Here is a 14,401-nt window from a genome sequence, read left to right as displayed (position 1 = left end):
GCTTACTCGCGAAAAACGTCAACGATAACGCGTGCATTCAGTATAAACGCGGTGCCTTTGAGCTCTTCGCGAGCAAGCCGCAAGCGGGCGCCCGCTCCTACAATGGTCGGCGTCGCTTACCCCAAGACGCCGGAGCCACGGCCTACAGCCGGCCGAGCAAATGACTCATCGCGGTCTTCAGCTTCATCGGCCGCACCGGCTTGTGCATCAGGGTATGGCCCAGCTCGCGGATCTGCTGCTTGAGTTCGTTGCTGTAGTTGGCGGTGATCATCATCGCGGGAATCGCACAGGCGCGCCGGGCGTTGATCCGGGCCACGGCGTCCACACCATTCTGCTCGTCGTCCAGATGATAGTCGGCGATCAGCAGGTCGGCCTCGGCGTGGTAGTTGTCCACCTGGCGTGCCAGGTCCTGCTCGGACAACGCGGTCACCACCCGGCAGCCCCAGCCTTCGAGCAGGGTGCGCATGCCGGCGCAGATCGCCGCGTCGTTATCCAGCACCCATACCCGCGCGCCGCGCAGGCGCTCAAGCATCGGCTCACTGATGACCAGGCTTGGCAGGGCCTTGGGCGCGGTGGCGCTGAGGGGCACTTCCACGGAAAATACCGAACCGCGACCCGGCCAGGAACGCACATGGATCCGGTGCCCGAGGATCCCGGCGATTTTCTCCACGATTGCCAAGCCCAGGCCCAGGCCTCGGTCCTGATCGGGGCGCTGCACGTCTCCGCGCTTGAACTCCTGGAAAATTTCTTCCAGGCGGTCTTCGGCGATGCCCATGCCGCTGTCCCAGACTTCGATCGACAACCGCTGGTGCTGACGCCGGCACCCCAGCACCACGCGGCCGCTGTAGGTGTAGCGGATGGCATTGCTCAGCAGATTGCGCAGGATCCGCGCCAGCAACTGGATATCGCTGCGCACCAAGGCCGAACAGGCCACGAAGTGCAGTTCCAGGCCCTCGCTGCGGGCCACCTGGGTGTACTCCGCGGCGAGGTTCTCGAGCAGCTCGCTCAAGGCGAACGGGGCGATATCGGCGGTGATCACCCCGGCATCCAGCTTGGAAATATCGACCAGGGTGCCCAGCAGGTTTTCCACGTCCTCCAGGGAGTTGCTGACATTACGCACCAGCACTTCGTTGGCCTGGGGCTCGCGACGCTCAAGCAAGGCCCCGGTAAACAGGCGGGCAGCGTTCAGCGGTTGCAGCAGGTCATGGCTGACGGCGGCGAGAAACTTGGTTTTCGACAGGTTGGCCCGCTCGGCTTCCAGCTTGGCCTCGCGCAGCCGCGATTCGACGCGCCGGCGCTCGTCGATCTCGCTGCGCAGTTGATTGTTGAGGGTGGTCAGCTCCGTGGTGCGTTCGCGCACCCGCAACTCAAGGTTCTGATAGGCCTGGTGCAGGGCCTCGGCGGTGCGCCGGCGCTCGGTGATGTCGCGGATCAGCACAAAGATCCCCACCACCTCGCCGCTGGCCAGGCGGTTGGGTACGTAGGAGCGCAGCATGTAGCGCTCCTGATTGTTGATGTTGGTCTCGGCAAACTCGAACGTCACGCTCTCACCCGCCAGCGCCCGCGCCACATAGGCTTCCAGGCGTTGATAGTGCTGCTCGCTGTGGACCTCGCGCAGGCTCTGGCCGAGCATCACCCCGCGCGGCCAGCAGTACCACTCTTCGTAGACCTTGTTGGTGAATTCGTAGACCAGGTCGGCATTGAGGTAGGCGATCAAGGCCGGCACGTGGTCGGTGATCAGGCGGATCCAGCGCTCGCTTTCACTCAGCGCTTCGGCGTGCTGGTAGCGCTCGGTGATGTCGGTGAAGGTGTTGACGAAACCGCCGGTGGGCAACGGATGGGTGCGGATCTCCAGGACCCGGCCATCGTACAGGCGCTGTTCGCACTCCTGCACGGGGCGGCCGTTGGCGTCGCGACTGGCGGGGGTCAGCAGCTGCAACTCGCTGTCGCCGATGACCTCGCTGAACGGTCGATGGGCGGCCACCGGGGCCAGCCCGCTGAGTTCCAGAAAGCGCCGGTTCCACAGCTCCAGCACACCCTCGGCGTTGACCATCGCCACCCCTTGGGACAGGTTGTCCACCGCCCGTTGCAGCAAATGGGATTTCTGCGCCACCGCCTGCTCACGGCGCACGGTCTCGCTTTGCTTGACCTCGGTGATGTCGGTGAACAGGATCACCCGCCCGCCCTCCTGGGTCGGCCGCTCGCTGACCTGCAGCCAGCGCCCGTTTTGCAGGCGGTACAGCAGGCTTTCGTCGGCGCTGCCCCGGGGCTCTTCGGTAAACAGCCCGGTCCCGGTCATCAGGCGCTTGACCTCGCCAAGGCGCATGCCGGCGATGATCCGCACCCGGCTGTTGCTCCAGAACGCCTTGAAGCGGCTGTTGAACAGGACGATGCGCTGGTCGGCGTCGAACAGCACGAAGGCATCGGAAATGCTCTCGATGGCATCGATCAGGTGCTGGTGCGCCGTCTCGGCCCGCAGCCGCGCGTCACTGAGCAGGTGATTGCCGGCCTTGAGCTCGGCCATCGCCTGGTTCAGCGCATCGGTCCGCTCACGCACCTGCTCGGCCAGCACCACCGAATGCTGGAACGCCGCATAGGGGTCGTTGCCGCGGGTGACGCCGGACTCGATGCGCTCGATCAAGGCACTGTTGATGCGCGCCAGCTTCTGGTTGTCGCGCTGCAAGCTGGCGATCTGCGCCAGCAGCTCAACGTTTTGCTGGGGATCGGCCACGGGCAATGGCAACCCCGGTAAAGGTCTGGTTGATGTGCATGCCATTGAACTGTTCTCCGTAGGTGTTGAAACCCATCACCCGCTGGTCCCGCAAAAACCCGCCGATCTGCTCCAGCTTGCCGCTGTCTTCCAGCTCCAGGCGCCGCAGGAAACAGTCACAGCCGATGGTCAACAGCAGCTCGCCGAGGCGCTCCTGCAGGCCGTCGAACAGGCGCTCCAGGTTCGGCAGCATCGGCCCCGGCGTCATCGCGGTGAGGACGATGCCGTTTTCCACGGCGCAGTAGAAACTCAGGCTCAGGTCCGGGTGTACCTGCTGGATCGCCCGCACGTAGTACTGCTCGTTGATCCGCACCGCCAAGGGGTGGGCGGCAAAAATCCGGTGATCGAGCTCGGCCACCGGCACGCCGATATGCCGGGCGTACTCCTCGGCGGCCGGCTCGGCGTTGAGTTCGAATACCCGCCGGGACGGGCTGTCAGCACCGGTCACCACCAGCTTTTCCGCGCGCGGCAGGATGTGGTGGGTGGTGAACACTTCAAAGTCGAGCCAGGTGTTGACCAGCACCACCACCGCCGCGCCGCTGTGAAACGCGCCGCCGAAGTACACATGGGTGTGGGTCAGGTAATTGTCGTCGCCGGCCGAGCCACCGAAATGGGGGATGTCGCCCAAGGCTGCACTGAGGGCGGCAAGGACCATCTCCTCGCGGCTGGACAGCCCGTCGAGCAGGGTCAGGGCAAAACTGTTGCCCTTGATCGGCGCCAGGGTGTTGCTGCGACAGCCGCTGACCAGGCGCTCGACCATCTGCTGGGCGTCGATCAGGCTGAAGTGCTCCATCTCGTCGATCAGTTCGGTGGAAATGGAGAAGTGCCGGTGGTCGAAGCCTACCGCTGTCACGCAGTTGCGGCCGTAGCCCTGGGGAGTGATTTCCCCGGCACTGGTGCAACCCACCAGGCGGATGCCGCCGAAGCCCTGCTGCAAGGCCTGGCCCAGCGCCTGCAGGTCGTACTCGGCGGAACAGAAAAACAGCACGAACCCCAGGTGCGGATGCAGCAACTGCCGCGCCAACTCCTGAGCCACCTGTTGCGCGTCACTGGCCTGGGACATGGCACTGACGACCCCTTCACTCTGGACCTGCTGCATCGTCGCCTCCGGCAGGTGCGCATGGTTGAGGCTTGAGTGTACGAAGGCGACGCACCGCGACCTATGCTACTTGGGTAGCGGTCTGGCGCTTCGATGGGATGAGAGGGGTGCGACGCCGGCCGTGATGCGCACAGCCAGCGTCACACCGGGGGGGGGTTACCAAGTCAGGACCGCACCTACGGCAAAGGTGTCGGTGTCTTCGTTCTGCTCACTGCTGTCGTGGCCGTTGAGTTCGAACTGGTTGTACTCGGCCACCAGCTTGAGGTTGTCGTTGACGTCGTGGAACAGCGCGACGCCGCGCGTCTCGTAGTCCGCGCCACTGCCGACCACACCGTTGCCATCGTCGTTGGTCTTGCCGTAGGACAGGGCCAGGCGGTTCTTGCCCAGCTTGTAGGAGCCCTGCAGCAGGTAGCCGTCGCTGTCGACGTTGCGCAGCGTGGGTTCGCCAGCGTTGTTGGTATAGAACGGGTTGATGCCCTTGGCCTGGAACCCGGAACCGGTCAGCGACAGCCCGCCCATCTTGGCCTGCACGCCGTAACCGACGCCTTTGGAGGTGATGGTGTCGACGCTCGAGTCGGTATTGTCGGAGGTCTGGTAGCTGCCGTTGACCCAGCTGTAGATCTTCGCCCCGGCGAGGTCGAACTGGTAGGTGATCTCGCTCTCGGTCCGCGGGTTTTCCTGGTAGGCCTTGCCGGTCGGGCTGCTGTCGTTGGTGTCGACCGGGTCCATGATCCCCACTGCCACCCGCAACCCGTCCATCACTGGCGTGCGGTAGGTGATTTGCGAAGTCGGGAACGGGTACGGGTAGCCAGTGCCGATGTTGCCGAACGACACGCCGCCGCCGTCCACCAGGCCCAGGGTGTCGCTGACCTGGCCATAACCGGCGAGCAATTCATCGAGCAGGATGTTGGAGCGGGCAAACAGGCCGAAGTCCTTGCCGATCAGCACCTCGCCCCACTCCGGGTTGGCCACCGTGCCGTAGAACTGGCGCACGTCGATGGCGGTGTCGGTGCCGTTGGTTTCGCTGTCGTTGATGGTCACCCAGAACGAGGCCCGGGCGCCGAGCTTCAGGTCATCGACCTGCTTGCCCATGTTGAAGCCCAGGTAGTTGGGCAAAAACCCCATCTTCACCCGCGACTGGCGGCGGTCGTACTGATCGCCCGCGCGGTCGACGTCACTGTTGACGTAGAAGGCGTTGACGTAGCCGTCGGTGGAGAACGTGGTCTGGTCCTTGTCGTAGAGCATGATCTCGGCCTCGGCGAACGAACTGAGGCCCAGGGTGGACAGACTGGCGATGAAGGCTGGCAAGAAACGGTGCTGGAAGTTCTTATTGTTGTGCATGGCGCGCTCCGCAACGGGGACTTGATGTCGGAGGCGATTATCGAAAGCCGCCCGGCGGCGTCATACGCTGCCTTGGAGGCGGTTGCCAGGTGCTTTGGGTTGGCGGGTGATGCTCAGCAAATACGGCGTAAGACCGGTCCCGGCCAAGGCCCACCACTTTGGGCGTACGTCTCTTTTACCGTAGGAGCACAGCTTGCTCGCGATGGCGGTGTCTCAGGCGTCGTCGATGTGGAAAGGACCGACCTCATCGCGAGCGAGCTCGCTCCCACAGGGATTTTGGGTGCTCGCGGGTTTTGCATACACCCACCAACGTGGTGTGCAGGCTTCTAATCGTCAGGCCTGGGCCTTTACCAGCATGTACAGCGCAACCACCACGCACACGCTGGCAAAACCGACCTGCAAGGCGCGGGCCGGAACATGGGCGCAGAGTCTGCGACCGAGCAGCATGCCGAGGATACTGGCAACGATGAACGCCACCCCCTGGCGGTCGATGCGCACTCCCGCGTGGAACGCACCGATCACGCCAATCAGCGAAATCAGGCTGATCACCATCAACGATGTGGCGACGATCCCGCGCATCTGCACGTCGGTCAGTTGCTTGAACGCCGGGACAATCAGGAACCCACCACCCACCCCCAGCAACCCCGACACCACCCCGGTCACCGCGCCGAGCGCCGCCAGGGTCGCGGTGCACTTGGCGGTCCAGGAAAAGCGCCCGGTCTGCTGGTCGAGCATGCAGTTCTTCTGCCCCCAGTTGGCGTGACCGTGATCGCTCGGCCCGGCGTCCTGGCGTTCGCGGCGCAGCATACGCACGGCCACCATGACCATCAGCAGGCTGAACAGCAGCATGAGGATTTTTTCCGGTAACTGATGGGCGAAATAAATGCCCAGCGGGGAAAATATCGCCCCCAACAACGCAATCAACAGCGCCGCGCGGTAGCGCACCAGGCCGTGGCGCAAACCATCGATGGCCCCCACCGCCGCGGCGCTGCCCACCGCAAACAGGGCCACCGGAGCCGCCTGGGTCATGCTCCAGCCCAAACCGAGTACCAGCGCCGGGACCGCCAGAATGCCACCCCCTGCCCCCGTCAAACCCAGCACCAGCCCCATCACCACGCCAAGCACACTCGCCAGCAACATAAAACACTCATGGTCCGCGAAAAAAAGCCGGGAACGCCCGGTATCGATGCCTGACAGGATAGAGCGCGCGCGGCTTTTTTCCTGCATTGAATTGTCCGGGGGCTGGTCAAGGCAGGGAAAATGGCACTACCCTCAAGGCCTGTCCCGCCAGAAACGGCCACCATGCCCGCCTTGATTGAAGCCTTCCTCGACCCCGCCTCGTCGACCTACAGCTACGTGATCTACGAAGCCTGTGGCGGTGCCTGCGCGATCGTCGACCCGGTGCTCGACTATCAGCCCGCCTCCGGAAAAACCTCGACGGTCCAGGCCCAGCGGATCATCCGTTTCGTGCGCGACCACCAACTGCAGGTGCAGTGGCTGCTGGAAACCCACGCCCACGCCGATCACCTGTCCGCCGCGCCCTACCTGCGCCGCGAACTGGGCGGCAAGATCGCCATCGGCCGGGCTATCAGTCAGGTACAGACGGTGTTCAAGGCACTGTTCAACCTGGAACCGGGATTTGCGGTCGACGGTTCGCAGTTCGATCATCTGTTTGCGCCAGACGAGGTGTTTGCCATCGGCAACCTGTCGGCCAGGGCCCTGCATGTGCCTGGGCACACCCCGGCAGACATGGCCTACCTGATCGACGAACAACTGATCCTGGTGGGCGATACCCTGTTCCTGCCAGACGTCGGCACGGCCCGCTGCGACTTCCCCGGCGGCAACGCCGCACAAATGTTCGCCTCGATCCAGCGCCTGCTGGCCCACCCTCCCGCCACCCGCCTCTACGTCTGCCACGACTACCCACCGCCCGGCCGCACGCCGCAGTGCCAAACCACCGTCGGTGAGCAGCGCGCACACAACATCCACGTGCGCGACGGCATCGACGCCGCCACATTCATCGCCATGCGCACCAAACGCGATGCCGGACTGGACATGCCGACCCTGTTGTTGCCGGCAATCCAGGTCAACGTCCGAGCAGGCCACCTGCCGCCGCCGGAGGACAATGGCGTGGTGTTCCTGAAAATTCCGATCAACCAACTCTGAACCGGTGGATGGCCAGCTGCTACAGGGGATTGGGGTGTTGCCCAGCGCCATGGTGTGGCGCAGGCAGCCATCGCGAGCAAGCCATGCTCCTTCGGGGAGGCGATCCGCGCCCCGTCAAACCCCCAGCGTCAACCCATTCGCCGGCAACGGCAGCGCCGTCTTGTACCGCACCTGTTTGAGGGCAAAACTGGAACGGATGTTGGCCACCCCCGGCACCTTGGTCAGAAAATCCATCATGAAGCGCTCCAGCGACTGAATGGTCGGCACCAGCACCCGAATCAGATAGTCCGGATCCCCGGCCATCAAATAACACTCCATCACCTCCGGACGATCGGCAATCGCCTCTTCGAAATGCTGCAGTGCCTCCTCCACCTGCTTCTCCAGGCTGACGTGGATGAACACATTGACATGCAACCCCAGCAGATCCGCATCCAGCAGCGTCACCTGCTCGCGAATCAGCCCCAGTTCCTCCATGGCCTTGACCCGATTGAAACAGGGCGTGGGCGACAGGTTCACCGAGCGGGCAAGGTCGGCATTGGTGATGCGCGCGTTCTCCTGAAGGCTGTTGAGAATGCCGATATCGGTACGGTCCAGTTTGCGCATGAGACAAAACCACCTGTTTTTTATGTTTATGCAGATTTTTTATCCTCAAATGATCTCAAGCGCAACGAAACAGAGAGAAATATTCTTCTGCTCCGGGCCTATGATTGTTGTAGGACAAGATTTCTTCGACCCGAAGGATGAACGTCAGCTCACTACAAGAAATTCACAAGATCGAGCGTAGAAGCCATGAAAGAAGCGTATGAACCGCTGCGCCTGCACGTGCCTGAACCATCGGGCCGTCCTGGATGCAAAACCGACTTCTCCTACCTGCATCTGACCGATGCGGGCACTGTGCGCAAACCCCCAATCGACGTAGAACCGGCCGACACCGCCGACCTGGCCCGTGGCCTGATTCGCGTGCTCGACGACCAAGGCAATGCCCTGGGTCCGTGGGCTGAAGGCGTGCCGGTGGAGATCCTGCGCAAAGGCATGCGCGCCATGCTCAAGACGCGGATCTATGACAACCGCATGGTGGTCGCCCAGCGTCAGAAAAAAATGTCGTTCTACATGCAGAGCCTCGGCGAAGAAGCCATCGGCAGCGCCCAGGCCCTGGCCCTGAACATCGACGACATGTGCTTCCCCACCTACCGCCAGCAAAGCATCCTGATGGCCCGTGAAGTGCCCTTGGTGGACCTGATCTGCCAACTGCTGTCCAACGAGCGCGATCCGCTCAAGGGCCGGCAACTGCCGATCATGTACTCGGTCAAGGACGCTGGTTTCTTTACCATCTCCGGCAACCTGGCGACCCAATTCATCCAGGGCGTGGGCTGGGGCATGGCCTCGGCGATCAAGGGCGACACCAAAATTGCCTCGGCCTGGATCGGTGACGGCGCGACCGCCGAATCGGACTTCCACACCGCCCTGACCTTCGCCCACGTATACCGCGCACCGGTGATCCTCAACGTGGTCAACAACCAGTGGGCGATCTCCACCTTCCAGGCCATTGCCGGCGGTGAAGCCACGACTTTCGCCGGTCGTGGCGTGGGCTGCGGCATCGCCTCGCTGCGGGTCGACGGTAACGACTTCATCGCGGTCTACGCCGCGTCCGCCTGGGCTGCCGAGCGTGCACGCCGCAACCTGGGGCCGACCATGATCGAGTGGGTCACCTACCGCGCCGGCCCGCACTCGACTTCCGATGATCCGTCCAAGTACCGCCCTGCCGACGACTGGAGCCACTTCCCGCTGGGTGACCCGATCGCCCGCCTCAAGCAGCACATGGTGAAAAACGGCCACTGGTCCGACGAGGAACACGCGGCCCTGAGCGCCGAGCTGGAAGCCGAAGTGATTGCCGCGCAAAAAGAAGCCGAGCAGTACGGCACCCTGGCCGGTGGCCAGATCCCGAGCGCCGCGACCATGTTCGAGGACGTCTACAAAGAGATGCCGGAGCACTTGAAGCGCCAGCGCCAGGAGTTGGGGATCTGACATGAACGATCACAACCATAAAATCGAGTTGGAAACCGCCATGACCACGACCACCATGACCATGATCCAGGCCCTGCGCTCGGCCATGGACGTGATGCTTGAGCGCGACGACAACGTAGTGGTGTTCGGCCAGGACGTCGGCTACTTCGGTGGCGTGTTCCGTTGCACCGAAGGCCTGCAGACCAAATACGGCACCTCGCGGGTGTTCGATGCACCGATCTCGGAAAGCGGGATCGTCGGCGTCGCCGTCGGCATGGGCGCCTATGGCCTGCGTCCGGTGGCTGAGATCCAGTTCGCCGACTACGTCTACCCTGCGTCCGACCAGATCATTTCCGAAGCCGCCCGCCTGCGTTATCGCTCGGCCGGCGAGTTCACCGCCCCGATGACCCTGCGCATGCCGTGCGGCGGTGGCATCTACGGTGGCCAGACCCACAGCCAGAGCATCGAAGCGATGTTCACCCAGGTCTGCGGCCTGCGCACCGTGATGCCTTCCAACCCCTACGACGCCAAGGGCCTGCTGATCGCCTCCATCGAAAACGATGACCCGGTGATCTTCCTCGAGCCTAAACGCCTGTACAACGGCCCGTTCGACGGCCACCACGACCGCCCGGTAACCCCTTGGTCGAAACACCCGGCCGCACAAGTGCCGGACGGTTACTACACAGTGCCGCTGGACGTCGCGGCAATCACCCGTCCGGGCAAGGAAGTGACCATCCTCACCTACGGCACCACCGTCTATGTCTCCCAGGTGGCGGCTGAAGAAAGTGGTATCGATGCCGAAGTCATCGACCTGCGCAGCCTGTGGCCGCTGGACCTGGAAACCATCGTCAACTCGGTGAAAAAGACCGGCCGTTGCGTGGTTGTCCACGAAGCGACCCGCACCTGCGGGTTTGGCGCCGAGCTGGTGGCGCTGGTGCAGGAACATTGCTTCCACTACCTGGAAGCGCCGATCGAACGTGTGACCGGTTGGGACACCCCCTACCCGCACGCGCAAGAGTGGGCGTATTTCCCAGGGCCGTCCCGTGTGGGCGCGGCGTTGAAACGGGTCATGGAGGTCTGAATGGGCACGCACGTTATTAAAATGCCGGACATTGGTGAAGGCATTGCAGAAGTGGAACTGTCGGCATGGCACGTCAAGGTGGGCGACCTGGTGGTCGAAGACCAGGTCCTGGCCGATGTGATGACCGACAAGGCGATGGTCGACATTCCTTCGCCGGTGCACGGCAAGGTCATTTCCCTGGGCGGTGTGCCCGGTGAAGTCATGGCCGTGGGCAGCATCCTGATCAGCATCGAAGTCGAAGGCGCGGGCAACTACAAGGAATCCGCACAGCCGGCGGCCGTGGCCGAGGTCAAGGCCGAGCCTGCCAAGGCGGCGCCAGCACCCGCCCCCAAGGTCGAGGCCGTGGCCCCGGGCAAACCTGCAGCCGCCTGCCGTCCAGCGCCCCAGGCGCCCGTGGCACGTACCGCAGACGAACGTCCGCTGGCCTCGCCGGCCGTGCGCAAGCATGCCCTGGACGCCGGTATCCAGTTGCGTCTGGTTCAGGGCACCGGCCCTGCCGGGCGCATTCTTCACGAAGACCTGGACGCCTACCTGGCACAGGGGCCTGGAGCCTCCAGCGCGGCCGGCAATGCCTACCGCGAACGGCATGACGAAGAGCAGATCCCGGTCATCGGCATGCGCCGCAAGATCGCCCAGCGCATGCAGGACGCTACCCAGCGCGCGGCGCACTTCAGTTATGTCGAAGAAATCGACGTCACCGCCGTGGAAGAACTGCGGGCGCACCTCAACGAAAAACACGGCGCGAGCCGCGGCAAGCTGACCTTGCTGCCGTTCCTGGTGCGCGCCCTGGTGGTTGCCTTGCGCGACTTCCCGCAGATCAACGCCCGCTACGATGACGAAGCCCAGGTGATCACCCGCCTTGGCGCCGTACACGTGGGCATCGCCACCCAGGCTGACATCGGCCTGATGGTGCCCGTAGTGCGCCACGCCGAAGCCCGCAGCCTGTGGGACAGCGCCGGGGAAATCGCCCGCCTGGCCACGGCCGCGCGCAATGGCAAGGCCAGCCGCGACGAACTGTCCGGCTCCAGCATCACCCTGACCAGCCTCGGCGCCCTGGGTGGCATTGTCAGCACCCCGGTGCTGAACCTGCCGGAAGTGGCGATCATCGGGGTCAACAAGATCGTCGAGCGGCCGATGGTGATCAAAGGCCAGATCGTGATCCGCAAAATGATGAACCTCTCCAGCTCCTTCGATCACCGGGTGGTCGATGGCATGGACGCAGCACAATTCATCCAGGCCCTGCGTGGTTTGCTCGAACAACCCGCTACGCTGTTTGTGGAGTAAGACATGCAGACTCTGAACACCACGCTGCTGATCATTGGCGGCGGCCCTGGCGGTTATGTAGCGGCCATTCGTGCCGGGCAACTGGGCATCAATACCATCCTGGTCGAAGGCCAGGCACTGGGCGGCACCTGCCTGAACATCGGCTGCATTCCATCCAAGGCGCTGATTCATGTCGCCGAACAGTTTCACCAGACCCGCCAGCACAGCCAGCACTCGGCCCTGGGGATCTCGGTGGCCGCGCCGAGCCTGGACATCGGCAAAAGCGTCGAGTGGAAGGATGGCATCGTCGATCGCCTGACCACTGGCGTCGCGGCGCTGTTGAAAAAGCACAAGGTCCAGGTCATCCATGGCTGGGCCAAGGTGGTCGACGGCAAGACCGTGGACGTCGGTGACACCCGTATCCAGTGCGAGCACCTGCTGCTGGCCACCGGTTCGAACAGTGTCAACCTGCCGATGCTGCCCATTGGTGGGCCGATCATCTCCTCCACCGAAGCCCTGGCCCCCAAAAGCCTGCCAAAACACCTGGTGGTGGTCGGCGGCGGTTACATTGGCCTGGAGCTGGGCATTGCCTACCGCAAGCTCGGCGCCGAAGTCAGCGTGGTCGAAGCCCAGGAGCGCATCCTGCCCGCCTACGACGCCGAACTGACCCAGCCAGTGCACGAAGAGCTGAAAAAGCTCGGCATAAAGCTTTACTTGAAACACAGCGTGCAAGGCTTTGATTCTGAAGCAAATACGCTACAGGTTTCCGAGCCGGACGGCGGCACCCTACGCCTGGCAACCGATCGGGTCCTGGTGGCCGTCGGGCGCAAACCCAACACCCAGGGCTGGAACCTGGAGGCCCTGAACCTGCAGATGAACGGCGCGGCGATCAAGATCGACAACCGCTGCGCCACCAGCATGCGCAACGTCTGGGCGATCGGCGACTTGAGTGGCGAGCCGATGCTGGCGCACCGAGCCATGGCCCAGGGCGAGATGGTCGCCGAGCTGATCAGCGGCAAAAACCGCGAGTTCAACCCCACCGCCATCGCCGCCGTGTGCTTTACCGACCCGGAACTGGTGGTGGTCGGCAAGACCCCGGACGAAGCCAAGGCCGCGGGCGTGGACTGCATCGTCGCCAGTTTCCCGTTCGCCGCCAACGGCCGGGCGATGACCCTGGAATCGAAAAGCGGCTTCGTGCGGGTCGTGGCTCGCCGGGATAATCACCTGATCCTGGGCTGGCAAGCGGTCGGAGTCGGGGTTTCGGAGTTGTCCGCCGCGTTCGGCCAGAGCCTGGAAATGGGCGCTCGCCTGGAAGACATCGCCGGCACCATCCACGCCCACCCGACACTGGGTGAGGCGGTGCAAGAGGCTGCATTGCGGGCCTTGGGGCATGCGCTGCACCTGTAAACCAAGGGAGATGGGTGGTCATCGGTGATGGCCTCTTCGCGGGCAAGCCCGCTCCCACAAGGGTTAGACGTACTGTGGGAGCGGGCTTGCCCGCGGTTTCTTGAGGCCAACACGATGAATCTGCCTCTCGTCCGATCGTCTGGGCTGCGAAACCGGCCCGGAATGAAGTATTGTTGTGCCCATCCAGAAAAACGTCAGAAGCCTTGAACCGTTCAGGCGATTGTTAAGTGATAGAGGGTGTCATGGGTAACGAAAGCATCAATTGGGACAAGCTGGGTTTTGACTACATCAAGACAGACAAGCGCTTTCTGTCGCACTGGCGTAACGGCGAGTGGGACGCAGGCACCCTGACCGAAGATAACGTGCTGCACATCAGCGAAGGCTCCACCGCCCTGCACTACGGTCAGCAATGCTTCGAAGGCCTGAAGGCCTATCGCTGCAAGGACGGCTCGATCAACCTGTTCCGCCCGGACCAGAACGCCCTGCGCATGCAGCGCAGCTGCGCCCGCCTGCTGATGCCACAGGTAGACACCGAGCAGTTCGTCGAGGCCTGCAAGGCCGTGGTCCGCGCCAACGAGCGCTTCATTCCGCCGTACGGCACCGGCGGCGCGCTGTACCTGCGTCCGTTCGTGATCGGCGTGGGTGACAACATCGGCGTGCGCACCGCCCCCGAGTTCATCTTCTCGATCTTCGCCATCCCGGTCGGTGCCTACTTCAAGGGCGGCCTGACCCCGCACAACTTCCTGATCTCCAGCTTCGACCGTGCCGCCCCGCAAGGCACCGGCGCGGCCAAGGTCGGTGGCAACTACGCCGCCAGCCTGATGCCCGGCTCCCAGGCCAAGAAGGCGCACTTCGCCGACTGCATTTACCTGGACCCGATGACTCACTCGAAAATCGAAGAAGTCGGCTCGGCCAACTTCTTTGGGATCACCCACGACAACAAGTTCGTCACGCCGAAGTCGCCTTCGGTGCTGCCGGGCATCACCCGTCTGTCGTTGATCGAGCTGGCTCAGTCGCGCCTGGGCCTGGAAGTGGTGGAAGGTGACGTGTTCATCGACAAACTGGCGGACTTCAAGGAAGCCGGTGCCTGCGGCACTGCCGCAGTGATCACGCCGATCGGTGGCATCAGCTACAAAGACCACCTGCACGTGTTCCACAGCGAGACCGAAGTCGGCCCGATCACCCAGAAGCTCTACAAAGAGCTGACCGGTGTCCAGACCGGCGACATCGAAGCGCCAGAAGGCTGGATCGTCAAGGTCTGATCCCGCGT

General features: G+C 63.5%; 11 protein-coding genes. 6 read left to right on the top strand and 5 right to left on the bottom strand.

Annotated features, from left to right (window positions below; all coding sequences use genetic code 11):
- Positions 1-142: 142 nt before the first annotated feature.
- From nahK to Q1W70_RS22535, 4 genes are all read right to left on the bottom strand, one after another.
- The gene (gene nahK, locus Q1W70_RS22550; RefSeq protein ID WP_166591694.1) at positions 143-2,776 is read right to left on the bottom strand and encodes a hybrid sensor histidine kinase/response regulator NahK/ErcS'; all 2,634 of its coding nucleotides are present in this window, start codon (positions 2,774-2,776) and stop codon (positions 143-145) included.
- Complete coding sequence (gene nosP / locus Q1W70_RS22545) at positions 2,706-3,869, bottom strand: nitric oxide-sensing protein NosP (RefSeq protein ID WP_166591695.1); 1,164 nt, start codon at positions 3,867-3,869, stop codon at positions 2,706-2,708. Before nosP ends, nahK begins: the two co-directional genes overlap by 71 nt.
- A gap of 156 nt (positions 3,870-4,025) precedes the next feature.
- Positions 4,026-5,210, bottom strand: coding sequence for a porin (locus Q1W70_RS22540; protein WP_166591696.1), 1,185 nt, complete (start codon positions 5,208-5,210; stop codon positions 4,026-4,028).
- 333 nt (positions 5,211-5,543) lie between these two features.
- The gene (locus Q1W70_RS22535) at positions 5,544-6,350 is read right to left on the bottom strand and encodes a sulfite exporter TauE/SafE family protein (protein WP_302097984.1); all 807 of its coding nucleotides are present in this window, start codon (positions 6,348-6,350) and stop codon (positions 5,544-5,546) included.
- 162 nt (positions 6,351-6,512) lie between these two features.
- Here Q1W70_RS22535 and Q1W70_RS22530 point away from each other — a divergent pair, with 162 nt between their 5' ends.
- A complete protein-coding gene (locus Q1W70_RS22530) occupies positions 6,513-7,376 on the top strand; it encodes an MBL fold metallo-hydrolase (RefSeq protein ID WP_302097982.1) in 864 nt (287 codons plus the stop codon).
- A 114-nt stretch (positions 7,377-7,490) separates the two neighbouring features.
- Here the strand turns inward: Q1W70_RS22530 and bkdR are convergent, their stop codons facing one another.
- Entirely contained in the window at positions 7,491-7,979 is a 489-nt protein-coding gene (gene bkdR / locus Q1W70_RS22525) for a Bkd operon transcriptional regulator BkdR (protein ID WP_166592183.1), read from the bottom strand.
- Between the two features lie 186 nt (positions 7,980-8,165).
- On the opposite strand from bkdR, the gene Q1W70_RS22520 reads away from it, so the two are divergent.
- From Q1W70_RS22520 to Q1W70_RS22500, 5 genes are all read left to right on the top strand, one after another.
- Entirely contained in the window at positions 8,166-9,401 is a 1,236-nt protein-coding gene (locus Q1W70_RS22520; RefSeq protein ID WP_166592184.1) for a 3-methyl-2-oxobutanoate dehydrogenase (2-methylpropanoyl-transferring) subunit alpha, read from the top strand.
- 1 nt (position 9,402) lies between these two features.
- On the top strand, positions 9,403-10,461 hold the full coding sequence (locus Q1W70_RS22515) for an alpha-ketoacid dehydrogenase subunit beta (protein WP_166592185.1): 1,059 nt from the start codon (positions 9,403-9,405) through the stop codon (positions 10,459-10,461).
- Positions 10,462-11,745, top strand: coding sequence for a dihydrolipoamide acetyltransferase family protein (locus Q1W70_RS22510; RefSeq protein WP_166592186.1), 1,284 nt, complete (start codon positions 10,462-10,464; stop codon positions 11,743-11,745). It abuts the gene before it with no gap.
- 3 nt (positions 11,746-11,748) lie between these two features.
- On the top strand, positions 11,749-13,131 hold the full coding sequence (gene lpdA / locus Q1W70_RS22505) for a dihydrolipoyl dehydrogenase (protein WP_182340485.1): 1,383 nt from the start codon (positions 11,749-11,751) through the stop codon (positions 13,129-13,131).
- 242 nt (positions 13,132-13,373) lie between these two features.
- A complete protein-coding gene (locus Q1W70_RS22500) occupies positions 13,374-14,393 on the top strand; it encodes a branched-chain amino acid aminotransferase (RefSeq protein WP_166592188.1) in 1,020 nt (339 codons plus the stop codon).
- Positions 14,394-14,401 lie beyond the last annotated feature (8 nt).

This window comes from Pseudomonas kielensis (assembly GCF_030505375.1).
GTDB lineage: Bacteria > Pseudomonadota > Gammaproteobacteria > Pseudomonadales > Pseudomonadaceae > Aquipseudomonas > Aquipseudomonas kielensis.
The sequence above is the reverse complement of the archived record's forward strand: the minus strand, read 5'-3'. Positions and strand labels throughout refer to the sequence as shown.